The 26,347-nt window shown below is 71.1% G+C and carries 22 protein-coding genes; 13 read left to right on the top strand and 9 right to left on the bottom strand.

The window, feature by feature from the left end:
- The first annotated feature begins 200 nt into the window (after window positions 1–200).
- The 6 genes from HNR67_RS04800 to HNR67_RS04775 all read left to right on the top strand — a co-directional run bounded on the left by HNR67_RS04800 (window position 201) and on the right by HNR67_RS04775 (window position 8,549).
- A complete protein-coding gene (locus HNR67_RS04800) occupies window positions 201–1,691 on the top strand; it encodes a cytochrome ubiquinol oxidase subunit I (RefSeq protein ID WP_185000908.1) in 1,491 nt (496 codons plus the stop codon).
- Window positions 1,692–1,702: 11 nt separating this feature from the next.
- A complete protein-coding gene (gene cydB / locus HNR67_RS04795) occupies window positions 1,703–2,683 on the top strand; it encodes a cytochrome d ubiquinol oxidase subunit II (RefSeq protein ID WP_185010145.1) in 981 nt (326 codons plus the stop codon).
- On the top strand, window positions 2,680–6,108 hold the full coding sequence (gene cydD, locus HNR67_RS45535) for a thiol reductant ABC exporter subunit CydD (protein WP_185000907.1): 3,429 nt from the start codon (window positions 2,680–2,682) through the stop codon (window positions 6,106–6,108). Before cydB ends, cydD begins: the two co-directional genes overlap by 4 nt.
- 8 nt (window positions 6,109–6,116) lie before the next feature.
- On the top strand, window positions 6,117–7,250 hold the full coding sequence (locus HNR67_RS04785; protein WP_185000906.1) for a GAF domain-containing sensor histidine kinase: 1,134 nt from the start codon (window positions 6,117–6,119) through the stop codon (window positions 7,248–7,250).
- Window positions 7,251–7,497: 247 nt separating this feature from the next.
- On the top strand, window positions 7,498–7,926 hold the full coding sequence (locus HNR67_RS04780; protein WP_185000905.1) for an XRE family transcriptional regulator: 429 nt from the start codon (window positions 7,498–7,500) through the stop codon (window positions 7,924–7,926).
- On the top strand, window positions 7,923–8,549 hold the full coding sequence (locus HNR67_RS04775; RefSeq protein ID WP_185000904.1) for a hypothetical protein: 627 nt from the start codon (window positions 7,923–7,925) through the stop codon (window positions 8,547–8,549). The genes HNR67_RS04780 and HNR67_RS04775 overlap by 4 nt, the downstream gene beginning before the upstream one ends.
- Here the strand turns inward: HNR67_RS04775 and HNR67_RS04770 are convergent.
- Genes HNR67_RS04770 through pdhA form a run of 3 tightly spaced genes read right to left on the bottom strand, consistent with a single transcriptional unit; the run spans window position 8,546 to window position 12,141 of the window.
- Window positions 8,546–9,883 carry a dihydrolipoamide acetyltransferase family protein gene (locus HNR67_RS04770; protein WP_185000903.1) on the bottom strand — a complete coding sequence of 446 codons (1,338 nt, stop codon included), beginning with the start codon at window positions 9,881–9,883 and terminating at the stop codon, window positions 8,546–8,548. The genes HNR67_RS04775 and HNR67_RS04770 overlap by 4 nt on opposite strands.
- A 9-nt stretch (window positions 9,884–9,892) precedes the next feature.
- Window positions 9,893–10,915, bottom strand: a complete 1,023-nt coding sequence (locus tag HNR67_RS04765) for an alpha-ketoacid dehydrogenase subunit beta (protein WP_185000902.1) — start codon at window positions 10,913–10,915, stop codon at window positions 9,893–9,895.
- Window positions 10,915–12,141, bottom strand: a complete 1,227-nt coding sequence (gene pdhA / locus HNR67_RS04760) for a pyruvate dehydrogenase (acetyl-transferring) E1 component subunit alpha (RefSeq protein ID WP_185000901.1) — start codon at window positions 12,139–12,141, stop codon at window positions 10,915–10,917. The genes HNR67_RS04765 and pdhA overlap by 1 nt, the downstream gene beginning before the upstream one ends.
- Before the next feature lie 367 nt (window positions 12,142–12,508).
- Between pdhA and HNR67_RS04755 the strand changes: the two genes are divergently transcribed.
- Window positions 12,509–13,492, top strand: a complete 984-nt coding sequence (locus HNR67_RS04755; protein ID WP_185000900.1) for an ABC transporter substrate-binding protein — start codon at window positions 12,509–12,511, stop codon at window positions 13,490–13,492.
- Window positions 13,493–13,494: 2 nt separating this feature from the next.
- Here the strand turns inward: HNR67_RS04755 and HNR67_RS04750 are convergent, their stop codons facing one another.
- Window positions 13,495–14,253 carry a sugar phosphate isomerase/epimerase family protein gene (locus HNR67_RS04750; RefSeq protein ID WP_185000899.1) on the bottom strand — a complete coding sequence of 253 codons (759 nt, stop codon included), beginning with the start codon at window positions 14,251–14,253 and terminating at the stop codon, window positions 13,495–13,497.
- A gap of 63 nt (window positions 14,254–14,316) precedes the next feature.
- On the opposite strand from HNR67_RS04750, the gene HNR67_RS04745 reads away from it, so the two are divergent.
- The gene (locus HNR67_RS04745; protein WP_185000898.1) at window positions 14,317–15,453 is read left to right on the top strand and encodes a GTP-binding protein; all 1,137 of its coding nucleotides are present in this window, start codon (window positions 14,317–14,319) and stop codon (window positions 15,451–15,453) included.
- On the opposite strand, the gene HNR67_RS04740 is transcribed toward HNR67_RS04745, so the two are convergent.
- The gene (locus HNR67_RS04740) at window positions 15,447–16,448 is read right to left on the bottom strand and encodes a LacI family DNA-binding transcriptional regulator (RefSeq protein WP_185000897.1); all 1,002 of its coding nucleotides are present in this window, start codon (window positions 16,446–16,448) and stop codon (window positions 15,447–15,449) included. The genes HNR67_RS04745 and HNR67_RS04740 overlap by 7 nt on opposite strands.
- A 146-nt stretch (window positions 16,449–16,594) precedes the next feature.
- Between HNR67_RS04740 and HNR67_RS04735 the strand changes: the two genes are divergently transcribed.
- The 4 genes from HNR67_RS04735 to HNR67_RS04725 are packed head-to-tail and all read left to right on the top strand — an operon-like array spanning window position 16,595 to window position 19,987.
- Complete coding sequence (locus tag HNR67_RS04735) at window positions 16,595–17,551, top strand: substrate-binding domain-containing protein (protein ID WP_221490424.1); 957 nt, start codon at window positions 16,595–16,597, stop codon at window positions 17,549–17,551.
- Between the two features lie 2 nt (window positions 17,552–17,553).
- Window positions 17,554–18,504, top strand: a complete 951-nt coding sequence (locus HNR67_RS44100; RefSeq protein WP_246492459.1) for an ABC transporter permease — start codon at window positions 17,554–17,556, stop codon at window positions 18,502–18,504.
- A complete protein-coding gene (locus tag HNR67_RS04730; RefSeq protein WP_312986436.1) occupies window positions 18,501–19,325 on the top strand; it encodes an ATP-binding cassette domain-containing protein in 825 nt (274 codons plus the stop codon). The genes HNR67_RS44100 and HNR67_RS04730 overlap by 4 nt, the downstream gene beginning before the upstream one ends.
- Window positions 19,325–19,987, top strand: a complete 663-nt coding sequence (locus tag HNR67_RS04725; protein ID WP_185010142.1) for a nucleoside/nucleotide kinase family protein — start codon at window positions 19,325–19,327, stop codon at window positions 19,985–19,987. The genes HNR67_RS04730 and HNR67_RS04725 overlap by 1 nt, the downstream gene beginning before the upstream one ends.
- Here the strand turns inward: HNR67_RS04725 and HNR67_RS04720 are convergent.
- Window positions 19,968–20,642, bottom strand: coding sequence for a DedA family protein (locus HNR67_RS04720; RefSeq protein WP_185000894.1), 675 nt, complete (start codon window positions 20,640–20,642; stop codon window positions 19,968–19,970). The genes HNR67_RS04725 and HNR67_RS04720 overlap by 20 nt on opposite strands.
- 99 nt (window positions 20,643–20,741) lie before the next feature.
- Between HNR67_RS04720 and HNR67_RS04715 the strand changes: the two genes are divergently transcribed.
- The gene (locus HNR67_RS04715; protein WP_185010140.1) at window positions 20,742–22,133 is read left to right on the top strand and encodes an FAD-binding oxidoreductase; all 1,392 of its coding nucleotides are present in this window, start codon (window positions 20,742–20,744) and stop codon (window positions 22,131–22,133) included.
- Here the strand turns inward: HNR67_RS04715 and HNR67_RS04710 are convergent.
- The 3 genes from HNR67_RS04710 to HNR67_RS04700 all read right to left on the bottom strand — a co-directional run bounded on the left by HNR67_RS04710 (window position 22,102) and on the right by HNR67_RS04700 (window position 25,027).
- Window positions 22,102–22,707, bottom strand: coding sequence for a TetR/AcrR family transcriptional regulator (locus HNR67_RS04710; RefSeq protein ID WP_185000893.1), 606 nt, complete (start codon window positions 22,705–22,707; stop codon window positions 22,102–22,104). The genes HNR67_RS04715 and HNR67_RS04710 overlap by 32 nt on opposite strands.
- On the bottom strand, window positions 22,704–24,185 hold the full coding sequence (locus HNR67_RS45530) for an FAD-dependent monooxygenase (protein WP_312986434.1): 1,482 nt from the start codon (window positions 24,183–24,185) through the stop codon (window positions 22,704–22,706). Before HNR67_RS45530 ends, HNR67_RS04710 begins: the two co-directional genes overlap by 4 nt.
- Window positions 24,186–24,319: 134 nt before the next feature.
- Window positions 24,320–25,027 (bottom strand): VTT domain-containing protein, encoded by a 708-nt coding sequence (locus HNR67_RS04700; RefSeq protein ID WP_312986432.1) that lies wholly within the window; start codon window positions 25,025–25,027, stop codon window positions 24,320–24,322.
- Window positions 25,028–26,347: the final 1,320 nt, after the last annotated feature.

The raw sequence follows: 26,347 nt of genomic DNA, 5'->3' as shown, positions 1-26,347 counted from the left end.
GCAGGCGAACCGGCGGCGACTGCGGGAACTACTCCCCTCAGGCAAGGCGATCCTAACCCGGCGAACCGGGCGAAGCGAGCTACGGCGCGGGGTGAGGCCGGTCACCGGGACCTTGGTCCCGCCACCGGGGGACCCTCGGCCGGGCGAGAGAGGACTCCGGTACCTGCTGCTCAGGCCGGGTACGGGGCAGGCTGAAAGCCGTGGAGGTCCTCGATATCGCGCGGTGGCAGTTCGGCATCACCACCGTCTACCACTTCCTGATGGTGCCCCTGACCATCGGTCTGTCGCTGCTGGTGGCAGGCATGCAGACGGCCTGGCACCGCACCGGGAACCCCAAGTACCTGGCGATGACCAAGTTCTGGGGCAAGCTGATGCTGATCAACTTCGCCATGGGCGTGGTGACCGGCATCGTGCAGGAGTTCCAGTTCGGCATGTCCTGGAGCGAGTACTCCCGCTTCGTCGGCGACGTCTTCGGCTCGCTGCTGGCCATCGAGGGCCTGGTCGCCTTCTTCGTCGAGTCGACCTTCCTCGGCCTGTGGATCTTCGGCTGGTCCCGGCTGTCCCGGCGGGTGCACCTGGCCTGCATCTGGGCCGCCTCGCTGGCCACGGTCGCCTCGGCCTACTTCATCCTGTCCGCGAACTCCTGGATGCAGCACCCGGTCGGCGCCACCCTCGGCCCCAACGGCCGCCCGCAGCTGCGCTCGATCGGCGACCTGCTGACCAACTCCACCGTGCTGGCCGCCTTCCCGCACACCATGTTCGGCGCACTCGCGGTGGCCGCCGCACTGCTGGTCGGCGTCTCGGTCTGGCACCTGGCCCGGCGCAAGGGCACCGACACCCCGGTGTGGCGGGCCTCGGTCAAGCTGGGCGGCTGGGTCGGCGTGATCGCCTTCGCCGGGGTCGCGCTCACCGGCGACCTGCAGTCCAAGCTGATGTTCGAGCAGCAGCCGATGAAGATGGCCGCGGCCGAAGCCCTCTGCCACACCGAGAAACCGGCCGGCTTCTCGATCTTCGCCGTCGGCGATGTGACCCGCGCGGACTGCGAGAGCGTCAAGAGCGTCACCGTGCCCGCGCTGCTGTCCTTCCTGGCCAACAGCGATCTCAACTCCGAGGTCAAGGGCGTCGAGGACCTGGTCAAGATCTACAAGGCCAAGTACGGCGAGAACTACCCCAACGACCCGCGGATGGGTTCCTTCGCGGGCAAGCCGATCGAGTACGTGCCCAACCTGCCGGTGACCTACTGGGGCTTCCGGCTGATGATCGGCTTCGGCGCGCTGGCCGCGCTCGCCTCGGCCGCCGCGCTCTGGCTGACCCGCAGGGGACGGCTGCCCAAGGGGCGCTGGTTCGTCTGGGCCGCGCTCGGCGGGATCGCCACCCCGTTCCTGGCCAACAGCTTCGGCTGGATCTTCACCGAGATGGGCCGCCAGCCGTTCGTGGTGGTGCCCAACCCCAGCGGCGTGGACGGGGTGTGGATGTACACCGCGCAGGCGGTCTCCGCGATCAGCACCACCGAGGCGCTCATCTCGCTCATCTCGCTGACCACGCTCTACGGCGTGCTCGCCGTGGTCGAGTTCTTCCTGCTCCGCCGCTACGCGATGGCGGGCGTCGCCGGGGTGATGCCACCCAAACCCGAGGAACCGGACGAGGGCGAGAACAAGAAGTCCGACGACGTACTGGCCTTCGCCTACTAGGAGTGTCCACAGTGGAACTCGCCACCATCTGGTTCGTGCTCATCGCCCTGCTGTGGTTCGGCTATCTGTTCCTGGAGGGCTTCGACTTCGGCGTCGGCATGCTGCTGCACGTGCTCGGCCGCGACGACACCGAGCGCCGGGTCATGGTCAACACGATCGGCCCGGTCTGGGACGGCAACGAGGTGTGGATGATCGTCGCGGTCGGCGCGACCTTCGCCGCCTTCCCGTCCTGGTACGCCTCACTGCTCTCCGGCGCGTTCCTGCCGGTGCTGGTGATCCTGCTGGCGCTGATCGGGCGCGGGGTGGCCTTCGAGTACCGGGGCAAGGTGGACAGCGCGCGCTGGCGGCGCAACTGGGACCGGGTGATCCTGCTCGGCTCCTGGCTGCCGCCGCTGGGCTGGGGCCTGGTGCTGACCGCGACCGTGGTCGGCCTGCCCCTCAACGCCCGCGGTGACCTGGTCGGCGGCCCGATCGCCCTGCTGCGCTGGGAAACCCTGCTCGGCGCGCTCGCGGTGGCCGGGTTCAGCCTGGTGCACGGCGCGGTGTTCACCGCGTTGAAGACCGAGGGCGAGATCCGGGACTGCGCCCGCCGCCTGGCCCTGCAGGTCGGCCCGTTCGCGCTGCTGCCACTGGCCGGTCTGCTCGGATTCTCCCTGCTGGGCGGGGCGATCGTGCTCACCCTGGGCGCGCTCGCGCTGTGGCGGCTGAGCATCGGCCGGGAGGGTCAGGCGTTCGCGCTGCTCGGCGGACTGGCCGCGGCCGCGATCGCCACCCTGTTCGGCTCGCTCTACCCGGACGTCCTTCCGTCCACTTTGGACACCGCGTTCTCGCTCACCGTGGCCAACGCCTCGGCCAGCCCGTACACGCTGACCGTGATGACCTGGGTGGCCGGCTTCGGCACCCCGGCGGTGCTGGCCTACCAGGCCTGGACCTACTGGGTGTTCCGGCAGCGGATCGGCACCCGGCACATCCCGGCGGTGCACACGCCATGAGGACCCGTGGCCCGCTGGGCGCCCTGCCCGCGCTGTCCCGCTCCACCCGCCGCGCCCTGGCGGTGACCGCGGTGCTCGCCGCCCTCACCGCCTCGGCCCTGGTCGCCCAGGCCTGGGCACTGGCCACCGCGCTCGCCGGGATCGTGGCAGGCCGGTTCGAGCTGGCCACCCCGGTCACCGTGCTGGCCATCGCGGTCGCCGCCAGGTCGATCCTGGCCTGGGGCACCGAAACCGTCGCCGCCCGCGCCGCCGCCGGCGCCAAGGAGGAACTGCGCACCGCGCTGCTCACGCACGCGCTGCGGCTGGGCCCGGAGTGGATCGCCGACCCGGAACGCGCCGGCGGCGGCCCGGCCGCACTTACCGCGCTGGCCACCAAGGGCCTGGACGCCCTGGACGACTACTTCACCCGCTACCTGCCCGCCCTGGTCACCGTCGCGGTGGCGCCCCCGCTGGTGGGTGCGGCGATCCTGTGGACGGACTGGCCGTCCGCGCTGGTGATCGCGGTGACCGTGCCGCTGCTGCCGCTGTTCGCGATCCTCATCGGCGGCTACACCGCGGAGGTGGCGGCCAAGGCCGCCGACGCCACCCTACGGCTGTCCAGCCACGCCGCCGAACTGGTCCGCGCGCTGCCGGTGCTGACCGCGTTCCGCCGGGCACAGGCCCAGACCGAGGCGATCCGCCGGGTCGGCGAGGCACACCGCACCGCGGTCGGCAGGACGTTGCGGATCGCCTTCACCTCGGCGCTGGCACTGGAACTGCTGGCCACGCTGTCGGTGGCGCTGGTCGCGGTGCTCATCGGCACCCGGCTGGCCGCGGGCGGGCTGACGCTGGAGGTCGGCCTGCTGGTGCTGATCCTCGCGCCCGAGTGCTACCAGGCAATTCGCGCGGTCGGCGCCGCGCACCACGCCAGCGAGGACGGCATGGAGGTCGTCCGCCGGGTGACCAAGATCCTCGACGAGCCCACGCCCAAGTCAGGCAGCGTGCCCGCGCACCGCGGCCGGGTGTTCGTGGCCGGCCTGCACGTCCGCCGCCGCGACCGGGACGCCCCCGACGGCCTGTCCTTCTCGGTGGCCCCAGGCGAACTGGTCCACCTGCACAGCCCCAGCGGCACCGGCAAGTCCACCGCACTGGCCGTGCTGCTGGGCTTCCGCGACCCGGACCATGGCAAGATCACCGTCGACGGCGTCGATCTGTCCGAAGTGGACAGAGAGGGCTGGCGTCGCCAGATCGGCTGGGTCCCGCAACGCCCCCAGTTCGCCGCCGCCACGGTCACCGCCGAACTCACCGAGTCCGTCCAGGACCTGCCCGGCGAACCACCCCGCATCGCCGAACTCCTCGACCTCACCCACCAACTCGGCATCGACCACCTGCTGCACCGCCCCCCGGCCGAACTCTCCGCGGGCGAACGCCAGCGCCTGGCCGTGGCCCGCGCCCTGCTCCGGCTGCGCCGCGGCGCTTGGCTGCTGCTGCTCGACGAACCCACCGCGCACCTGGACCCGGCCACCGCCACCGCCGTGCTCAACGCGGTCGAGCAGGCCAAGGCCGCGGGCGCCGCGGTAGTCCTGATCTCGCACACCACCCCCGAACCCACCGCCGGGACACCCCTCGGCGGTGTCGAGGTGACGCGGGCGGCACCCCACCCTCGCCGCCCGCGTCACCGTCCACTGCGGACACTGTTGTCCCGCCGCTCACTACTGGGCGCCCTGCTCGGCGCGACCGCCCTGGCCAGCGGCATCGCCCTGACCGCCACCTCGGCCTGGCTGATCGCCAAGGCCTCCACCCAGCCCCCCATGCTGACCCTGCTGGTCGCGGTGGTCGGCGTGCGCACCTTCGGCCTCGGCCGGGCGGTGCTGCGTTACCTGGAACGCCTGGTCACCCACGACGCCGCCTTCCGCACCGCCAACACCCTGCGCACCAGCCTGTGGCGCGACCTGGTCGCCCAGGGCCCGCTGCCCCGCACCGACGGCCTGCACCGCCTGGTCACCGACACCGACACGGTCCGCGACCTCATCCCCAGAGTCCTCATCCCCCCGGTGGTGGCGGCCGTGGTCGCCACAGTCGCCATCACCATCCAAACCCTCATCCTCCCCGCGGCGGGCCTCACCCTGGCCCTGGCAGTCCTCGCCGCGGCCACCCTCGCCCCCCTGCTAGCGGTACTCGCCGACAACAAGGCCACCCGCAACCTGTCCCAGGGCAGAAGAACCCTCGCCAACGCCATCCTCACCCTGCTGACCGCCGCCCCGGACCTGCTCGCCACCAACGCAGCCCACCAACGCCACCGAGTAGTCACCCAGGCCGACCAAACCCTGGCCACCCAATCCCGCCGCCAAGCCCTGGCCAACGGCCTCGCCCTGGCCCTGCTCACCCTCTGCACCGGCACGGCGACCACCCTGGCCATCCACCAGGGCGCCGAAGCAGTAGCCGCCGGAACCCTCAACCCCCTGCTCGCCCCCGTCCTGGCCCTCCTGCCCCTGGCCCTGACCGAAACCCTGTCGCTGCTCGCCCCAGCCGCCCAGCAACTCCGCCCCCTCCGCACCGCCTACGCCAACCTGACCAGCCAATCCACCCCCGCCCCAGCCCGCACCTCCGCCGGAGCCCCCGCCCCAACCTCCGCCCCCGCCCCAACCTCCGGCCGAGCCGCCGCCGCTCCCGCCCTCGCCGCCGCCCCCGACCTCGACCTCGACCCCTCGCCCACCCCCGCCCCCGCCCTCACCCGCGCGCGCGAGGGGGTCCCCCCAATTCCAGACTGCCCCACCCCACCCCCACCCCCCTCCCCAAACCCCCGCCAAGATCGCGACCTATCCACAATCCCGACCTATCCACAGCCCCCCGAAATCCGCCTTGACCACATCGACGTCCGCTGGCCAGGCACCCCCACCCCCACCCTCCGCGACCTCACCCTGCACATCCCGCCCGGCGCCCACACCGCCATCGTCGGCCCCTCCGGCGCTGGCAAATCCACCCTGCTCGCCGTCCTGCTCGGTTTCCTGCACCCCGACCAGGGCCACGCCACCATCCCCGCCACCGCCGCCTGGTCCCCCCAGGACCCACAACTGGTCTCCACCACCGTCCGGGAGAACCTCCTGCTCGGCGACCCGCACGCCACCGACGACGAACTCCGCGCCGCACTGCGCACCGTCGCCCTCGAGGACTGGCAGCAGCGCCTGGACACCCAGGTCGGCGTCGGCGGGGCCGCGGTGTCCGGTGGCGAGGCGCAGCGCCTCGGCCTGGCCCGCGCACTGCTCTACGCCCGGGGGACCGGGGTGCTGCTGATGGACGAGCCGACCGCGCACCTCGACGAACCCACCGCGCGGCGGGTGCTGGCCGCGATCCGGGCCGAGTTGCCGGGCAGCACGCTGGTGCACGTCACCCATCGGGCGGCGGAGGCGGCGGGGGCGGACCTGGTTGTGCGGGTCGGGGCATGATTCTGGTCATGGACCCCTCGCTCGCCGCTCGTGCGCTGGCCGCCTCGACCGAGATCACCTCGGCGGCGTTGTCCGGCGATGACCCGGACGCGGTGCTGCCGCTGGTGGTCCGGCGGGTGGCGGAGCTGGCGGAGGCGGATCTCGGGCTGGTCATGGTGCGCAACGACGACGGCGGGCTGACCGTGGAGGCCGCGCACGGGCAGAGCGCGGAGGACCCGGTGGGCGCCGTGCTGTCACCGCGCTCGGCGGCGGCGCGGGTGGCGCGCAGCGGGGTGCCGGTGGTGGTGGACGACCTCAACCAGGACCCGCGGACCGCGCCGTTCGTGCCACGGGCGTTGCGCGGCTACGGGCCGTTCGCGGTGGCGCCCTTCGGCACCAGGGAACAGCGGCTCGGTGCGCTGGCGGTGTACCGGCGCAAGGCGGCCAAGCCCTTCGCCCAGTCCACTGTGGACGTGGTGAACTCCTTCGCGGTGCAGGCGGGGCTGGCGCTGGTGCTGGCCGAGGGATCCACCGCGCGCCAACGGATCGCGGTCTACCAGGAGCGGGAGCGGATCGCGCGTGACCTGCACGACGTGATCGTGCAACGCCTCTACGCGGCAGGCGTGCAGCTGGAACTGCTGGGGCGCAGGCTCGCCGGCCGTCTCGACGAGGCGGACGCGCACCGGATCGCGGACACCGTCGACGAGCTGGACAAGACCATCGCCGAGGTCAGGGCCACCGTGCGCACCCTGCGCTCGGCCGATCCGGACGGCGCGGACCGGGCCCCCGACCTGGTCGACTCGGTTCGCGCGGAGATCGCCATCGCGGGTGAACTCCTTGGTGTGCAACCCAAACTCCAGATCAACGGCGATCTCACCGATGTGCCGACCGCGGTGGCCGACCACGCGCGGGCCGCGTTGCGCGAGGCACTGTCCAATGTGGTCCGGCACTCCGGCGCGCGTTCGGTGTGGGTGCGGGTGAACCGGGATGTGGACGGGCTGCGGCTGCAGGTCGCCGACGACGGCTGCGGGATTCCGCGCGGGGTGACCCGGCGCGGGCTGCGGCACATCGAGGAGCGGGCGGCCGCTGCCGGCGGGCGCTGCCGGGTGGCGTCCTCGCCGCGCAGTGGGACCACGGTGAGCTGGGAAGTACCGCTGCCCTGAACCGCGGCTCCGCTCGACTGGGGACCAAGCGGAGCCGCGGCTGGAGCGTCAACGGGCATGAGGGTCCCCCAGTGTGTCCCCCCTGCGGTGAAGCCATTCGGCGACGTTCACCGCCGTCGAAATCAGGCCCCCCTGTCTTCACCCCCGTTGAAGCCCGCTCAGGTAATCACAGGTTGCCAACTGTTGTCAACAGTAGTGAAGATGACCCCCGTTGTTTCTCCACCCATGTGAAAGTACCCTGCTCAAGGTGGGTACTGGGGAACACGATGGCGAGGGGCCACCGCCCTTCGCCGAGGCGCTGAACCTGCTGTTCGACAAGCGCAGGCGAGCCGACGGCCGGATGTTCAGCAACGAGGACATCGCGGCCGCCATTCGCGCGAACGGCGGCGCCATCACGCAGAGCTACATCTGGATGCTGCGCAACGGTCAGCGCGACGATCCCAAGGCCAGCCACCTCAGGGCCCTGGCCACCGCCTTCGACGTGCCTGCCGGCTACTTCCTGGACGCGCCGGTGCACGAGCGGGTCCGGGCCGAACTCGACGGCCGGGTAGCGCAGGCCGGGGCCTCCGACGCGCTGCTGGACCGGGTGCGCGAGCTGTCCCCGCTGCACCAGCACCTGATCATGGTGATGATCGAGCAGGTCGGCGAGCTGGAGAAACGGGAGACCGACCGGTGACCACCGAACAACCGGAAACCCTGGCCCGGCCGCTCGCGGCCCGGATCGCCACCGAGATGCTCGCGCCCTGGGTCTGGGTGCTGGCGCTGCCACTGCTGGTCGCCTGGCCGGCCACCGGGCACCGGATCGGCCCGACCCTGTTGTGGGGACTGGTGGTCGGGGTCACCGGCGCGGTGCTCCCGATGCTGGTGATCCTGCGCGGCGCCAAGGCCGGCCGCTACGACACCCACCACGTGCACAACCGGGAGGGCCGCACCGTCCCGCTGCTGCTCTGCCTGGCCTCGCTGTCCACCGGCTGGCTGATCCTCTTCCTCGGCCAGGCCCCGCACCAGCTCATCTCGCTGGCCGCGGCCATGTTCGTCTCGCTGCTCGCCTGTGTGGCGATCACCCTGGGCGCGCGCTGGAAGATCTCGCTGCACGCCGCGGTCGCCGCCGGCGCGGTGGTGATGCTGGTGCTCGTCTACGGGCCATGGCTGTGGCTGGGCGCTCTGCTCGCGGCCTGGGTGATGTGGTCGCGGGTCGCCCTGCGGGACCACACCACCGGCCAGGTGCTCGTCGGCGGCGCCGTCGGCATCCTGGCCGGTGGTGGTGGTTACCTCGGCCTGGAACTACTGCTGACCTAGAAGGTGAAGGCCATCGCCGGGTCGGCCAGCAGCGCGCCGACATCGGCCAGGAACTGCGAACCCTGCTGCCCGTCGACCACCCGGTGGTCGAAGCTCAGCGCGAGCTGGCACACCTTGCGCGGCACCACCTGCCCGTCCACCACCCACGGCATGTCCCTGATCGCGCCAAGGGCCAGGATCGCGGACTCGCCGGGATTGATGATCGGGGTGCCGGTGTCCACCCCGAACACGCCGATGTTGGTGATGGTGAAGGTGCCGTGCTGCATGTCCGCGGGCGTGGTCTTGCCGTCGCGGGCGGTCGCGGTGAGCTGTTCCAGCGCGATCCCCAGCTCCCGCAACGACATCGCGTCCGCGTCCCGCACCTTCGGCACCACCAGGCCACGCGGGGTCGCCGCGGCGATGCCCAGGTGCGTGTAGGACTTGTAGACGATCTCGTTCGCCGCCGCGTCCCAGCTCGCGTTCACATCAGGGGTGCGCCGGATCGCCAGGCACACCGCGCGCGCCGCGAAGGCCAGCGGGGTGAGCTTGACGTCGCGGAAGCCGGGATGCGTCTTGAGCCTGGCCCGCAGTTCCATCATCGGCGTGACGTCGATGGTGAGGAACTCGGTGACGTGCGGGGCGGTGAACGCGCTGTCCACCATGGCCTGCGCGGTCGCCTTGCGCACCCCGCGCACCGCCACCCGGCGTTCCCTGGTGGCCGGATCGTAGGCCGGAGCCTCCACAGTGGACACATCGGAACCGTTGCGGGCAGCCGATTCCACGTCCTCGCGGGTGATCACGCCGTCCCGGCCGGAGCCGTTGAGCGCCCGCAGGTCCACGCCGAGTTCCTTGGCCAGCTTGCGCACCGGCGGTTTGGCCAGCGGCACGTAGCCACCGGCGGCCACCGGTTCCGGCGTCACCGGCGCGGCGACGGGCGCCGCCGCCACGACCGGTTCCGGCGCGGCCACCGGCGCGGATCCCTTGCGGGCCCGGCGTTTGGCCGCTCCGGTGCGCGGGCCGTAGCCGACCAGGGTGGCGATCCGCCCGCCCGGCATCTCCTCGCCGATCTTGCCGTCGGAGACCGGCGGCTCGGCGGCAGGCGCGCCGCCGGGGTCGACGTCCACGGTGATGATCGGCACCCCGACCTCCACCGTCTCCCCAGGCTGGGCGTGCAGCTGGGTGACCACCCCGGCGAACGGGCAGGGCAGCTCGACCGCGGCCTTGGCGGTCTCGATCTCCACGATGATCTGGTTGACGGTGACCACATCGCCCGGCTTGACGTGCCAGGTCAGGATCTCCGCCTCGGTCAGTCCCTCACCGGTGTCGGGCAGGGGGAACTGCTTGAACTGCGGCATTGTGTCCCCTCACCAGCCCAGCGAGCGTTCGACGGCGTGCAGCACCCGGTCCAGGTCGGGCAGGAAGTCGTCCTCCAGCTTGGAGGCCGGGTACGGGGTGTCGAAGCCGGTGACCCGCAGGATCGGCGCCTCCAGCGAGTAGAAGCACTCCTCCTGCACCCTGGTGGTGATCTCGGAGGTGATCGAAGCCTCCGGCGGCGCCTCGCTGACCAGCACCAGCCGTCCGGTGCGGCGCACCGACTCGAACACCGGGCCCAGGTCCAGCGGGGACAGCGCGCGCAGGTCGATGACCTCCAGCTCCAGCCCCTCCTCGGCGGCCGCGGCCGCGGCGTCCAGACAGGTCTTCACGGTCGGGCCGTAGGCCGCGACGGTGACGCTGGATCCCTTGCGCAGCACCCGGGAGGCGAACAGCGGACCCGGGGTCACCGTGGTGTCCAGCTCGGCCTTCTCGTGGTAGCGCTGCTTGGGCTCGAAGAACAGCACCGGGTCGTCGCAGCGGATGGCCTGCTGGATCATCCAGTAGGCGTCCACCGGGTTGGAGCAGGCCACCACCTTCAGGCCGGCGGTGTGCGCGAAGTAGGACTCCGGCGACTCCGAGTGGTGCTCCACCGCGCCGATCCCGCCGCCGAAGGGCACCCGCACGACCACCGGGATCTTGAGCTGCCCGCGCGAGCGGTAGTGCAGTTTGGCCAGCTGGGAGACGATCTGGTCGAAGCCGGGGAAGATGAACCCGTCGAACTGGATCTCGCACACCGGCCGGTAGCCGCGCAGGGCCAGGCCGATCGCGGTGCCGATGATGCCGGACTCGGCCAGCGGGGTGTCGATCACCCGCTGCTCGCCGAAGTCCTTCTGCAGGCCGTCGGTGACCCGGAAGACGCCGCCGAGCTTGCCGACGTCCTCACCCATCACCAGCACCTTCGGGTCGGCCTCCATCGCCGCGCGCAACCCCAGGTTGAGCGCCTTGCCGATGGTGACCTTCTGCGTCTTGGGCACCGTGGTCTCGGTGTCGCGGTCCATGGTCGGCGCGGCCATCAGCGCTCACCCCCGGCGGTCGTGGCGAAACCGTCCAGGTAGGACAGGTAGTCGGCGCGCTGCTTGTCCAGCTGCGCGGTCTGCTCGCTGTAGACGTGCTCGAACATCTGCGCCGGCGCCGGATCCGGCATGTTGACGCAGGTCTCGCGCAGCTGGGCGGCGAGTTCGTCCGCCTCGGCCTGCACCGCCTCGAAGAACTCGGCGTCGGCCCACTGCTGGTGCACCAGGTAGACCTTGACCCGCTCGATCGGGTCCTTCAGCTTCCACATCTCCAGCTCGTCGGCCAGCCGGTAGCGGGTCGGGTCGTCGGAGGTGGTGTGCGCGTCCATCCGGTAGGTGAACGCCTCGATCAGCACGGGGCCGTTGCCGCTGCGGCACTCCTCCAGCGCCCACCTGGACACCGCGAGCGAGGCCAGCACGTCGTTGCCGTCCACCCGGATGCCCTTGAAGCCGTACCCGCTGGCCCGCTGGTACAGCGGCACCCTGGTCTGCCGCTCCAGCGGCTCGGAGATGGCCCACTGGTTGTTCTGGCAGAAGAAGACCACCGGCGCGTCGTAGACCGCCGACCACACCATGGCCTCGTGCACATCGCCCTGGCTGGTCGCGCCGTCACCGAAGAAGACCATGGTGGCCTCGCCCTCGGAATCGCCGACGACGCCGTCGAACTTCTGGCCCATCGCGTAACCGGTGGCGTTGAGGCACTGGTTGCCGATCACGATGGTGTAGAGGTGGAACCGCTTCTCCAGCGGGTTCCAGCCACCGTGGTCGGTGCCCCGGAAGATGCTCAGGATCTGTGCCGGGTCGATGCCCCGGCACCAGGCCACCCCGTGCTCGCGGTAGCTGGGGAAGGCCATGTCGGTGGGCCGCATCGCCCGCCCGGCGCCGATCTGCGCGGCCTCCTGACCCAGCAGCGGCACCCAGATGCCCAGCTGGCCCTGCCGCTGCAGCGCGTTGGCCTCCCGGTCGGCCCTGCGGACCAGCACCATGTCCCGGTACAGGCCGCGCAGCTCCTCGGGGCTGATGTCGATGTCGAAATCGGGGTGGTGCACCCGCTCGCCCTCCGGCGTCAGCAGTTGCACCAGGTCAGCGCCACCCGCATCGGTCTCCCGCAGGCCCGCGATGACCTGCTCCGCGGTCGGTCGGGCCGCGGTGGCGGCGGGGACTCCGGGATGGGGCGCATCCGGTTCACCCGCACGGGGTTGCGTCCAGTACTCCGGCGACGACATCTGTCCTCTCCTCGTCTGCAGGGCCGGCCGACCGCTTGTGACGGTCGGGCGCGACGGCGCCGACCATCGCCGCCGCCATCTGGTTGAGATGGCACGTGATCAACCGTCGGCGTTGACGGTCACTCGCCTCATCCTGACATGCGATCACTCTTTCCAGTGATGCCAACCACACGCCGGTGGTCCCGGTGACAGGTTGATCAAGAACGCAGCGCGACAGACCACCCACCCTGGGCAACATCCGACGATCCCCCTACCTTGCTCAGGGGTGTCGGCTGACTCGGCGGGAGAACACATGATCAAGCTCCATCCACGGACACGGGGCAGAACCACCGTGTCCTGCCTGGTGCTTGTGGGGATCCTAAGCCCGTTGAGCGCCTGCGCGACCGAACAACCCGCCCCAGCACCCGGCGCGCCGCAGCAGCGCACACTGGTGATCTACGCCGGCCGCACCGAAGCGCAGATCGGCCCGATCCTGGGTCAGATGGCGCAGGCCATCGGGGTGAAACTGGACGTCCGCTACGGCGACACCAGCAAGCTCTCCGACCAGCTGGTGGCCGAACGCCAGGACAGCCCGGCCGACCTGTTCATCTCCCAGGACGCGGGCACGCTCGGCCTGCTGGAGAGCAAGGACCTGCTGGCCGAACTGCCCGACGGCCTCCGGCAGTCGGTGCCGGGCGCCTTCCGCTCGGTCAGCGGCCACTGGGTGGGCACCTCGGCCAGGGCCAGGGTGATCGGCTACGACCCCAGGCAGGTCGCCAAGGCCGACATCCCGCGCGGCACCGACGACCTCATCCAGCGACGCTGGCGGGGCAAGATCGGCTTCGTCCCCGGCAACGCCTCCTGGCTCTCCTTCGTCACCGCGCTGCGGGTGCTGCGCGGCGAGGACGGCGCCCGCTCCTGGCTGCTGGGGTTCAAGGCCAACAACCCGCGCCGCTACGAGAGCCACCCGCAGCTGCTGGACGCGGTGGACAGCGGCGAGGTCCCGCTGGGCCTGCTCAACCACTACTACTGGTTCGAGAAGTCGGCCAGGGTCGGCGTGGACAAGATGCGTGCCCAGCTGCACCACGTCACCGGCAGCGATCCGGCCGCGCTGGTCAACATCGCCGGGGTCGGCGCGCTGCGCGGGGACGATGTGCCGCTGGCGCACAAGGCGGTGGAGTACCTGCTCTCCGCACCGGCCCAGCAGTTCTTCGCCGACCACCTCGCCGAGTACCCGGTGCGCGCCGGGATCAGCTCGACCAGGCACCGGCTGCCGCCGCTGGCCGAGATCAAGGGTCCGGACCTGAACCTGAACCGGCTGGTCAGCGTGCAGGACTCGCTGAAGCTGCTGGCCGAGGTCGGGCTGGGCTGACCTCAGCCCAGCCAGCCCAGCAGGGTGGCCGCGTCCCGCTTGAACACCGCGGGGTCGTCGTCCACCACGAACTCCAGCAGCGCGTGCCTGCGCACCCCGTCCGCGGCCAGTTCGGCCAGCACCGGCTGCCACAGATCGGGCCGGGCATCCAGCGGCAGCCGCTCGTCGTAGCCGTCCGCGCCCCAGGAGAAGACGTGCGCCGCGGCCACCGCGGGCAGCAGCGCGCGCACCTCGGTCAGGCACTCCTCGACCTCCGGCAGCTCGCGTGGCTGCCAGTAGGGGACCAGGTTCTCCTGACCCGCCTCGGCGAACAGCTTCACCGCCGAATCCAGCGTCTTGGTCAGCGTGTGCACGTGGAACTCCACCGCCACCCGGATGCCCTCGGCAGCGGCCAGTCCGGCACAGCGCACCAGCTCCCGCACCACCCGCGCCCGGTGCTCGGCGTCGGAATCCTCCGGCGCCCGCTTGCCGGCCCAGACCCGGATCGTGGGCGCGCCCAGCGCCACCGCGGTGCGCAGCACCTCGTCGAAGGCGGCAGGCTCGCTGTCCCCGGCGTCGAAGTAGGAGGCGTAGCCCTCCACGGTCAGCCCGGCCGCGGTGGTGGCCGCGCCGACCTGCCGCGCCACCGCGAGTGCACCGGCTGGCACGTGTACGTCCCCGGCCCAGCTGATCGCGGACAGCCCGGCCGACGCGGTCAGCTCGACCACCTCGGTCGCGGCCAGCCGCCGAAAGGTCACCGACACCACACCCGGAACGATCACAACGCCCTCCCTGGACAGAACCACCAGCACTGACGCTAACGATAACCGTTATCATTCACAACCATGCCCGCCAGGATCCCCGTCACCGTGCTGTCCGGATTTCTCGGCAGCGGCAAGACCACGCTGCTCAACCACGTGCTGGCCAACCGGGCCGGGCTGCGGGTCGCGGTGGTGGTCAACGACATGAGCGAGATCAACATCGACGCGCGCCTGGTCGCCGACCACGCCAGGCTGGACCGCACGCAGGAACGCCTGGTCGAGCTGACCAACGGCTGCATCTGCTGCACCCTGCGCGCCGACCTGCTGGACACCGTGGGCGAACTGGCCAGGGACGGCCGCTTCGAGCACATCCTGATCGAGTCCACCGGCATCTCCGAGCCGATGCCGGTGGCCGCCACCTTCGAGTGGACCTTCCCTGACCAGACCAGCCTGGCCGAGCACGCCCGGCTGGACACCATGGTCACCGTGGTCGACGCCTCCACCTTCCTGGCCGAACTGCGGGCAGGCGAGGCACTGGCCGACCGGGACCTGGCCGCCACCGAGGACGACGAACGCGGCATCGCCGACCTGCTCATCGACCAGGTCGAGTTCGCCGACACCCTGGTGGTCAACAAGACCGACCTGGTCACCCCGGCCGACCTCGGCCTGCTGGAGGACCTGCTGACCAAGCTCAACCCCGGCGCCCGCAGGCTGCGCACCGAACACGGCGTGCTCGACCCCGCCGAGATCCTCAACACCGGCCGCCACAACCCGGACACCGCCGCCCAGCACCCCGGCTGGGCCCAGGAACTCTCCGGCACCCACCTGCCGGAGACCGAGGAGTACGGCATCAGCAGCACTACCTACCGGGCCACCCGCCCCTTCCACCCGGCCCGCCTCGCCGAGGCCCTGGCCGACTGGACAGGTCTGTTGCGCAGCAAGGGTTTCTGCTGGCTCGCCACCCGCCCGGAGATCATGGCCCTGTGGTCCCAGGCAGGCCCCAACCTGACCATCGACCCGGCCGCGCTCTGGTCGGCCACTGACGGCCCACGCGGCCAGGAGATCGTCTTCATCGGCCAGCGGCTATCCCCCGACGAGCCCTACCTCCGCCTGGACCCGGCCCTGCTCACCGACGCGGAACTCGCCGCCGGTCCCGAAGCCTGGCGTGCCCTCCCAGACCCGTTGCCGCAGTGGCACATCGAGGACCTGCACGATCACTGACAACCGCAGGACCGCCGGTGCACGAACCGCGCGGGCAGCCGCACCGTGCGCGGCGCCCGGTCCGGCTCGGCGATCCGGGCCAGCAGCATCCGCACCGCCGTCCGCCCGATCTCGGTGATCGGCTGCGCCATCGTGGTCAGCGGCGGATCCACCAGATCCGCCCACTCCACCTCGTCATAGCCCACCAGTGCCAGGTCCCGCCCGGCCCGCAACCCCAGCTCGCCCAGCGTGCGCAGCACCCCGACCAGCATCGCGTTGTTCCCGGCGATCACCCCGGTCGGCGGTTCCGGCAACGCCAGCAACCGCCGCAACGCCACCGCCGCCTGCGCCACCGCCGACTCCCCGGAGACCATCAGCGCCTCGTCCACCGGCAGTCCGGCCCGGCCAAGGCCGAGCCGGTAGCCGTGCACCCGCTCACTGGTCGTGGTCAGCCCGGCCGCCCCGCTGACCAGCCCGATCCGCCGATGGCCGAGTTCGGCCAGATGCGCCACCAGCGCCGCGGTCGCGCCCGCGTTCTCCGGACCGACCTGGTCCAGCAGGCCGTGACTGGGCAGCCGGTCGATCAGCACCACCGGCGTGCCGAGCTGGCGTAACTCCGGCAGCAAGGTGCCGGAGGCGCCCGCCGACGGGGTGAGCAACAGTCCGTCCACCCGCCGCGAGCGCAACGCGCGCACCGCGGCCTGCTCGGCCGAGGGCTCGTCGTGGGTGTCGATCAACAACAGGGTGAACCCGGCCGCGGCCGCCTCGCCCTCCACCGCCTGGATCAGCTCGGCGAAGTACGGGTTGGCCACCAGCGAGATCGCCACCCCCAGCGTGCGGGTACCCCCGGTGACCAGCGAACGAGCGATCGCGTTTCCGGTGTAGCCGGTCTGCGCGACCGCGGCCAGCACCCGGCCGCGGGTGTCCTCGGCGACCTGCCTGGTCCCGTTCACCACATGCGACACCGTCGTGATCGACACGCCGGCCAGCTCGGCGACGTCCCGCATGGTGACCATCCGACCCACCTCCCGCAAGCGCTTGCGCAAACGCTTGCCGCCAGTGAACCCGCTCACTAGCGTTGCGCGCCACACGCTTGTTGGAGGCAGCCATGGGACGACGAGGTCCTCAGTTGGTCGCACTGCTCGCCACCGGCGCCATCGCCATGGCCGGCACCGCCTGTTCCAGTCAGAAGGCCACCGACGGCCGGGGCAACGACGACGGCAAGATCAAGATCGGGCTGGTCACCAAGACCGACAGCAACCCGTTCTTCGTCGCCCTGCGCGAGGCCGCCAAGGCCCAGGCAGGCAAGGACGGCGCGGAACTGATCGCGCTGGCCGGGAAGTTCGACGGGGACAACGAGGGCCAGGTCGCCGCACTGGAGAACCTGGTCCAGCAGGGCGTGGACACCATCCTGGTCACGCCGAGCAACTCCACCGGCATCCTCGGCGCGATCAAGAAGGCCAGGGAGAAGGGCATCCTGGTGATCGCCCTGGACACCGAGACCAACCCGAAGGACGCCGTCGACGCCACCTTCGCCACCGACAACCTCGAGGCCGGCAAGCTGCAGGGCCAGTACGTCAAAGCCGCCCTCGGCGACCGCGTTCCGCAGCTGCTGATGCTCGACGGCAGCCCCGGCGGCACCGTGGACGAACAGCGGCACAACGGCTTCCTGCAGGGCATCGGCCTGACCGAGTCGGACCCGAAGGTGCTCGGCAAGGAGTCCACCAACGGCGACCAGAACAAGGCCCAGCAGGCGATGGAGAACCTGCTCCAGCGCGCCGCCGCGGTCAACGCGGTCTACACGATCAACGAGCCGGCCGCCCGCGGTGGCTTCGCCGCGTTGCAGGCCAAGGGACTGGCGGACAAGGTCGTGGTCGGCTCGGTCGACGGCGGCTGCCAGGGCGTGCGCGATGTCAAGGACGGCAAGTACGCGCTGACCGTGATGCAGTTCCCCAAGAAGATGGCCGAGGACGGCGTCAAGGCCGGGGTCGAGTTCACCAGGAGCGGCAAGAAGCCGAGCGGGTTCACCAACACCGGGGTCACCGTGATCGCGGACAAGCCGGTGCCGGGCATCCAGGCCAAGGACACCGCCTGGGGCCTGCAGAACTGCTGGGGCTGAGGATGAAGGCCCTGGTACTGCGCACCCCCGCGGTCGGCCCGGCGCTCGCGCTGCTGGCCGCGGTGCTGATCTTCTCGCTGACCACCGACACCTTCGCCACCGCGGACAACCTGTCCCTGGTCGTGCAGCAGTCCCTGGTCATCGGCACCCTCGCCCTCGGCCAGACCCTGGTCATCCTCACCAGCGGCATCGACCTGGCCAACGCGGCCATCGCGGTGCTCGGCACGCTGCTGATGGCCCAGCTCGTGCTCGGCGGCACCTCGGCCCCGCTGGCGCTGCTGCTCGGGATCCTGGTGGCCATCGGCATCGCCGCGATCACCGGTGGCGTGGTCACCGGGATCAGCCTGCCGCCGTTCATCGTGACCCTGGGCATGCTCACCATCGTCACCGCCGCGGCCCGCATCTACGCGGGCGGCCAGAGCTACCCGGTCACCGACGAGCTGCTCACCTTCCTCGGCACCCGGCAGTACCTGTTCGGGTACGTCGAGGTCACCGTCGGCATGGGCCTGGCGCTGGTGATGTACCTGATCGCCTGGTACGCGCTGACCCGCACCGCATGGGGCAGGCACGTCTACGCCGTCGGCAACGACATCGAGGCCGCTCGCCTCTCCGGCATCAAGGTCCGCCGCACCGTGCTCAGCGTCTACCTGGTCGCCGGGCTGGTCTACGGCATCGCCGCCTGGCAGGCGCTGGGCCGGGTGCCCAACGCGGACCCGAACGCCTTCCAGACCGGCAACCTGGACTCGATCACCGCGGTGGTGCTCGGCGGCACCAGCCTGTTCGGCGGCCGCGGCAGCGTGCTCGGCACCCTGGTCGGCGCGCTGATCGTGGCGGTGCTGCGCTCCGGACTCACCCAGGCCGGCATCGACAGCCTCTACCAGGACGTCGCCACCGGCGTGCTGGTGATCGTCGCGGTCGCGGTGGACCGCTTCTCCCGAGGGAGGCAGGCGTGACCCCGGTGCTGCAGGCCCGTGGCCTGGTCAAACGCTATGGCAAGGTGACCGCGATCAACGGCGCCGACTTCGACCTGGAGCCCGGCGAGGTGCTGGCCGTGGTCGGCGACAACGGCGCCGGCAAGTCCAGCCTGATCAAGGCGCTCTCCGGCGCGCTGATCCCGGACGAGGGCGAGATCCGCATCGACGGCGAGGTGGTCCGGCTCTCCGGACCGCTGGACGCGCGCAGGCACGGCATCGAGACCGTCTACCAGAACCTGGCCCTCGCACCGGCCCAGGACATCGCCAGCAACCTCTTCCTCGGCCGGGAACGCCGCCGTGCCGGGGTGCTCGGCTCGGTTTTCCGGCTGCTGGACACCAAGGGCATGCGGGCCGAGGCGGCCAGGGTGCTCGGCGAGCTGGGCATCGGCATCTCCTCGATGACCCAGGCCGTGGAAACCCTCTCCGGCGGGCAGCGGCAGGGCGTGGCGGTGGCCCGCGCGGCCGCGTTCGGCAACCGCGTGGTGATCATGGACGAGCCCACCGCCGCGCTCGGCGTCGCCGAGTCGGGCAAGGTGCTGGAACTGATCAACCGGATCCGCGAGCGCGGCCTGCCGGTGGTGCTGATCAGCCACAACATGCCGCACGTGTTCGACATCGCCGACCGGGTGCACGTGCACCGGCTGGGCAAGCGGGTGGCCCTGGTGTCCCCGAGGGAACGCACCATGAACGAGGTGGTCGGCCTGATCACCGGCGCGCTGCGCATTGACGAGAACGGGCAGCTGGCCGAGGTCGCGCACGCGGTGACCACCGGGCTGCGGACGGGGGAGACCGGCACGTGATCGCGGACTTCAGCGAGCTGGTGGCCAGGGCGGACCGGCTCGCCGCGGCCGGGCGGCGGCAGCTGCTCGGCATCGCCGGCGCGCCAGGCGCGGGCAAGTCCACCCTGGCCCAGCGGCTGGCCGAGGCCCTGCCCGGCAAGGCGGTGCTGGTCGGCATGGACGGCTTCCACCTGGCCCAGCGCGAACTCGACCGGCTCGGCAGGGCCGACCGCAAGGGCGCCCCGGACACCTTCGACGGCCACGGCTACCTCGACCTGCTGACCCGGTTGCGCGCCAACGGCCCGGACACCCCCGGCGCGGTCACCGTGTACGCGCCGGAGTTCCGCCGGGAGATCGAGGAGCCGGTGGCCTGCGCGGTCCCGGTTTTCCCCGACACGCCGCTGGTCATCACCGAGGGGAACTACCTGCTGCTGACCGAGGACCCCTGGTCAGGGGTGCGCGCGGCGCTGGACGAGGCGTGGTTCCTGGCCCCGGCCGAGGACCTGCGGCTGTCCCGGCTGATCGCCCGGCACCGCGAGTTCGGCCGCAGCGAGTCCCAGGCCCGGCAGCGCGCACTCGGCTCGGACCAGGACAACGCGGTCCGGGTGAACTCCACCGGCGAGCTGGCCGACCTGGTGCTGAGCGGGATCCGGTGGCCGGAGGTCAGCTCGGCCCGTTCTTGACGTCGGACTCCTCGTGCATCGGCCGCCGCATCTCCTGGCGGTAGCGGTACACGCCGTAGCTGGTGCCCACCACGAAGAAGGCCACGAACCCGATCACCGCCACGGTCTGCAGCCACGGGTACCGGTTGAGCAGGCCAGCCGCGTAGTAGCCGAGCAGGATCAGGATCGGCGACCAGGTCAGCGCGCCGGTGATGGTGGCCCAGGTGTAGCGCTTGCGGTCCATGCCTGCCGCGCCCGCGATGGCCGGGGCCAGCGTGCGCACCCAGGGCAGCCAGCGCGCGGCCACGATCGCCCAGAACCCGTACTTGTCCAAGAAGTCCTTGGCGCGCTGCAGGTTCTGCTGGTTGAGTACCTTGCCGCCCTCGCGGGCCAGCATCCTCGTCCCGGTCTTGGCGCCGACGAAGTAGCCGAACTCGTTGCCCAGGATCGCCACCAGCGTGCTCACCCCGGCCAGCGCCCAGGCGTCGATCGGCCGGTCGTGGTTGGCCAGCACCACGCCCGCGGCGAACAGCAGCGAGTCGCCGGGCAGGAACAGGCCGATGATCAGACCGCACTCGGCGAAGATGAACGTGGTCACGATGATCCACACCAGCGCCGGGCCCGCGGAGTCCAGCGGGGACCAGGCCAGTGTCGTGGACACACTTGACGCGCTCATCACATCCGAGACTACGTGGCTCACGGTGAACGCATCATCGACTTTTTCCGTCTCGTGCGCGTGTTTCTGTGGAACTACCGTGGACGGGTGAACGATCGGGTGAAAAGCGTCGAACTGCTTGACCAGCTCCGCCGCGTTCTTGGGCCGGACGGGGTCATCACCGACCCGGATGTCACCGAGAGTTACCGCCGGGACATGATGCCGCTCGCCCCGGCAGGCGCGCCGCTGGCCGTGGTGCTGCCGGCGGACACCGCGGCGGTCCAGGCGGTGGTCCGGGCCTGCGCGGCGGCGGGCACGCCGATCGTGCCGCGCGGGGCCGGCAGCGGCCTCTCCGGCGCGGCCAACGCGGTCGACGGCTGCGTGGTGCTGGCCATGACCAGGATGAACCGCATCCTGGAGATCGATCCGGACAACCGCCTCGCGGTGGTGGAACCCGGCGTGGTCAACCTCGACCTGCGGCAGGAGGTGGAGAAGGAGGGCCTGTTCTACCCACCGGACCCCTCCAGCTACGACTGGTGCACCATCGGCGGCAACGTCTCCACCAACGCGGGCGGCCTGTGCTGCGTGAAGTACGGGGTGACCACCGATTCGGTGCTCGGCCTCGAAGTCGTGCTGGCCAGCGGTGAACTGCTGCGCACCGGCCGCCGCACGGTCAAGGGTGTGGCCGGCTACGACCTGACCAAGCTGTTCGTCGGCTCCGAGGGCACCCTGGGCGTGATCACCCAGGCCACCCTGGCGCTGCGCCCGCTGCCGCAGGCCCCGGCCACCATGGTCGCCGCCTTCCCCTCCACCGAAGCCGCGGGCGTCGCGGTGGCCGGTGTGGTGCGCGAGGGCCTGGTCCCGTCCCTGATGGAGATCATGGACGCGGCCTCGATCCGGGCCGTGGAGGCCCACCTCAACACCGAACTCGGCGCGGGCAGCGGCAGCGCGGCCCTGCTGATCTGCCAGTCCGACGCGGGCGGCGAGGTGGCCAAGCGGGAGCTGGAGAAGATCGAACAGCTCTGCCTGTCCGCGGGCGCCGAACTCGCCTACGTCACCACCGACGTGGCCGAGGGCCGGATGCTGCTGGCCGCCCGCCGCGCGGTGCTGACCGCGCTGGAGGTCTACGGCGCCTGGCTCACCGACGACGTCTGCGTGCCGCGTACCAGGATCGCCGAGCTGATCAGCGGCTGCGCGGAGATCAGCGCCCGGCAGCGGCTGCTGATCGCGGTGGTCGGGCACGCCGGCGACGGCAACATGCACCCCACCATCGCCTACGACCCGACCGACGCCGACCAGTTCGAGCGGGCCAAGCTGGCCTTCGACGAGATCCTGGAGGTCGGCCTGGCCCTCGGCGGCACGGTCACCGGCGAACACGGCATCGGCAAGATCAAACGGGAGTGGCTGGCCAGGGAGATCGGCGAGGTCGGGATCGGCGCGCACCGGGCGATCAAGCGCGCGCTGGACCCGGACAACCTGTTCAACCCGGGTTCGATGTTCGCGCTGGACTGATCACCAGGTCCAGGAACCGGTTCAGGTAGGCGCGGACCTCCTCGGGTTCGCGCCGCACCGGGTTCATCAGCATCACGTAGGTGACTACGCCCGCCAGGCTCTCCATCAGCATCTCCAGGTCGATGCCCAGCGGCAGTTCGCCGTGCTCCTGCAACAGCCGGAACACCTGCAGTGCCACCTCCTTGCGCGGCCGCACGTAGGTCTCGGAGTAGGCCCGCATCAGCTCGGGGTGGCTGGTCGCGGTGCTGGCCAGCCGCCCGACCAGCTGCCGGAAGTCCGGATCGCCCACCGCCCGCACCAGGATCTCCACCAGCTTGGCCCTGGTGACCTCGCCGTCGGCGAACATGGCCAGCACCTCGGCCGGGTTCATGAACCGGTCCCGCCCGAACTCGATCGCCTGCGCCAGCAGCAGTTCCTTGCTCGCCCACCGCCGGTACACGGTGAGCCTGGCGACCCCGGCGCGCTTGGCGACCTGCTCGATGCTGGTGCCCTCCACCCCGCCCTGGATGAACATGTCCAGGGCGGCCCGCAGGATCGCGGTGTCATTCCCCGGATCGCGGGGACGGCCCCTCATCCGGCCCGCCCGGTCCGCAGCACGTTCGCCAGCCACCGGTGCAGCTTCGCCGGTACCGGCCGCCCACGCCAACCCAGGTGCGCGTCCGGCCGCACCAGCCAGGCCTGCGCCATCGGCCGCTCCAGCAACACCACCTCGTCCCCGAGCAGCTCCCGCACCACCGCGGCCAGCGGTTCGTACCGGCCCAGCAGCGCCCACCGCCCGCGCAGTTCGGCGTGCAACCGGGTCGCCGTGCCGTCCTCCCGCCTGCAGATCAGGTCCGGCACCCGCTCCCCGGCCCGCAACCCGGTGTCCAGCGGCGCGAACCGCCAGGGCGCCAACGGCCCACGCCGGTAGTGCACGCCGAGTTGGGAGGCGGCCCTGGCCAGCCGCCGCTGCACCGAGGGCAGGTTGAGCAACGGCGCGGCCAGCCGATCCCGCAGCACCCGCCGCACCCGCCCGTCCCCCAATGCCAGCCGGGTCGCCCCGGTGGTCCCCTCCAGCACGGCGGCGGCAACCGGCCGCCGCTCGGCCTGGTAGCTGTCCAGCAGTGCCGCGTCCGCCCGCCCGGAAGCCACCAGTGCCAGCTTCCAGCCCAGGTTGTCCGCGTCGCCGAGCCCGGTGTTGAGGCCCTGCCCGCCGAACGGGCTGTGGATGTGCGCGGCATCCCCGGCCAGCAACACCCGGCCCTGGCGGTAACGCTCGGCCAGCCGCCGGTGGATGCGGAACACCGAGGTCCACACGGCCCCGTCGAAACGCACCCCGCGATAGCCGGTGCGCGCGGGCAGCAACTCGCTCAACTGCCCCAGCACGTCGTCCGCGCCGACCCCGCGTTCACAGGGCGCGACCAGCCGCCACAGGTTCGACTCCGGCAACGGGAACGCGGCGAACACCCCGTCCGGACTGATCCAGGCAGCGGCGGTGTCCCTGGGCAGCCCCCAATCCAGGTACACGTCGGCGAGCAGGAAGTTCTCCACCACCTGCGCCCCAGGAAACCCGAACCGCCCCAGCCGCCGAACCGCGCTGTGCGCCCCATCGCACCCCACCACCCAGCCTGCCCGGCTCACCGCGACGTCAGCGCCGTGCCGAACCTCCACCGACACCCCACCCCCGTCCTGGCTGAGCCCAACCACCTCATGCCCCCACTCGACCTTGCCCCCCAACCGCTCCAGCAACTCCCGCAACTGCCCCTCCACCGCGGCCTGGGAGATCAACAACGTCCGATGCCTGCTCCCCAACGGCACCTGATCCACCCGGATCCGCACCAGCTCGGTCCCGTTCGCGCTGACGCTGACCCCGCTCACCCGAACCGCCCGCTCCGGCAGATCCCCCAACGCCCCCAACCGATCCAGCACCTCCACCCCCCGAGCCTGCAACCCCAGCGCCCGCGAGGTGACCGCGGGCGCGGGCGCCCGATCCACAATCCGCACCGCCACTCCCCGCAGCAGCAACGAACACCCCAGCACCAGCCCACTGGGCCCGGCTCCAACCACCAGCACCGCTGTCTCCACCGGGACCCCCATTAGTTAACAGCACAGTACTGTTTACTAATGTAGCCCAGTCACGAACTACCGGGGAAGCACGAAAAAACACCCCGCACCGGAGCCCGGCACGGGGTGTTCGAGAAGTGAACTCAGATCTTGGGGATCACCTGGGTGTGCTGCTCACCGAGGTCAACCGGCCCCTGCTTGCGCTTCTTCCGCCGCTCCCGCACGAACTCGAAGATGATCGGCAGGATCGAGAGGAACACGATCAGGATCAGCGCGGCCTCGATGTTGTTCTTGATCAGCGGCACATCACCCAGCGCGGCCCCGAGGAAGGTCAACCCAGCGGCCCAGGCGATACCGCCGATGACCGAGTAGGTGAAGTACTTCTTCGCGTCCATCCGGCCGATCCCGGCCACCGCGGTGATGAAGGTCCGCACCACCGGCACGAACCGGGCCAGGATGATCGCCCGAGCGCCATACCGCTCGAAGAACTCATGCGTCTTCTCGAGGTACTCCTGCTTGAAGATCTTGGAGTTGGGCCGGTTGAACAACGCGGGCCCGGCCTTCCAGCCAATCCAGTACCCCACGGCGTTGCCGAGGATGCCCGAGATCGTCAGCAACAAAGCGACAACCCAAACCGGCACCCCGAAGGCGCCAGTGGCGGCGAAGAACCCCGCGATGAACAGCAGCGAGTCACCAGGCAGGAAGAACGCGAAGGCCCCGCACTCGGCGAACACGATCAGGCACAGACCGACGAGCGCGAAGGTCCCCATCTGCTGAATGAGGAAGACCGGATTCAGCCAGTCGATTCCAAAAAGAGCGAGCGGCACGGCCGCACTCGTAACGGTCGTCACCCCGCCCACGGTACAGGGACCCCCACCCCAACCCGCCCCGGACTACCACAACACCCCCACTCCCCTGGATCCCGCCACGCCGAAAACCCACCCCCACCAGCCCCAACCACCCGACAAACCGGACAATGTGACCATCCTCGCCCCACCCAAGAAAACGGTCCCCCGCCGACCGCACAACCACCCTGCTTGGGTCCAACTCCGCCGCAGCGCAGCTCCAGCGCGAGGAAACAGACGGAACGCGCCCCAGTCCGCATCGCATCCAGGCCCGCACGGCACCCCACGCTGATCGCGACTGAAGCCGACCGCAGCTGAAGCCGACCACAACTGAAGCCCATCAGGGCTCAAGCCGATCGCGACTCATCGGTACCCAGCGATCGCAGCAAGTCCGATCGCTGCACGAACCGCCGTCGCCCCCGAGTCCCACCACCACCGAGATCAGCGACCACGCCCCAAGCCCCGAGACCTTGCCACCGCGAGACTCCACCGCCACGACCTCTCACTGCCGAGATCCCGCAGCACCCAAGGCCGCACAGCCGTCGAGGCCACGCCGCCCCGCAAACCCTCCCGGGCCCGCAAGTCGCCACCCACCCGCCACCCCGTCGCACCCACCAACCGCCCCAGGTAAGCCCAACGCCCCCAACACTTCCCTGCGCCGTGCCAGCCCCACACCTCAGGACCTCACCCCACGCAAGCTCCCCAGCCCCGTTCCAGCGGGAGCCACCGACCTGAGCCAGCCTCGCTCCAGCGCAAGCCGCCCAGCGGCCCCGACCTCACCTCAGCCCACGCCGTCAACCTGCATCAGCCCCGCGTAACGCGAGCCCCCGCCCCACCAGGACCCGCCCCACCAGGACCCGCCCCACCAGGACCCGCCCCACCCACAACCCGCCCCACCCCAGCCCTCGCCCAGCCCCGCCTAAGCCCAGAGCCCCCAGTTCTCGCTCATCCCCGCTCAGCCACAACGCGCCTCAGCCCTGCCCCGCCCGCAACCCGGCCAAACAGCCCCCAACTCCCCCGCCCATCACACCGCGCAACCCATCCCCACCACCCCGCGCGCGCCCGAGGGGGACCCCCACGACATCAACGCTACCGCCCAGCCCCGACAAAACAGCAGCTCAAAGCCCCCAAGATCCGCACTTATCCACAAAGCCCCAGTTATCCACAGCCCGCGCCCCAGCCACTTGCCGACAACCCAGAGTCACGACAACCTGGTCCCAGGCGCGCCCACCAACCCAGCCCGCACCAACCCAGCCCGCACCAACACAGCCCGAACCCACCCAGCCCACACCAAAATCAGCCCGCACTCACCGAACCGCCCGCACC

The sequence above is a fragment of the Crossiella cryophila genome (genome assembly GCF_014204915.1).
Taxonomy (GTDB): domain Bacteria; phylum Actinomycetota; class Actinomycetes; order Mycobacteriales; family Pseudonocardiaceae; genus Crossiella; species Crossiella cryophila.
This window is presented reverse-complemented; position numbering and strand designations above follow the sequence as displayed.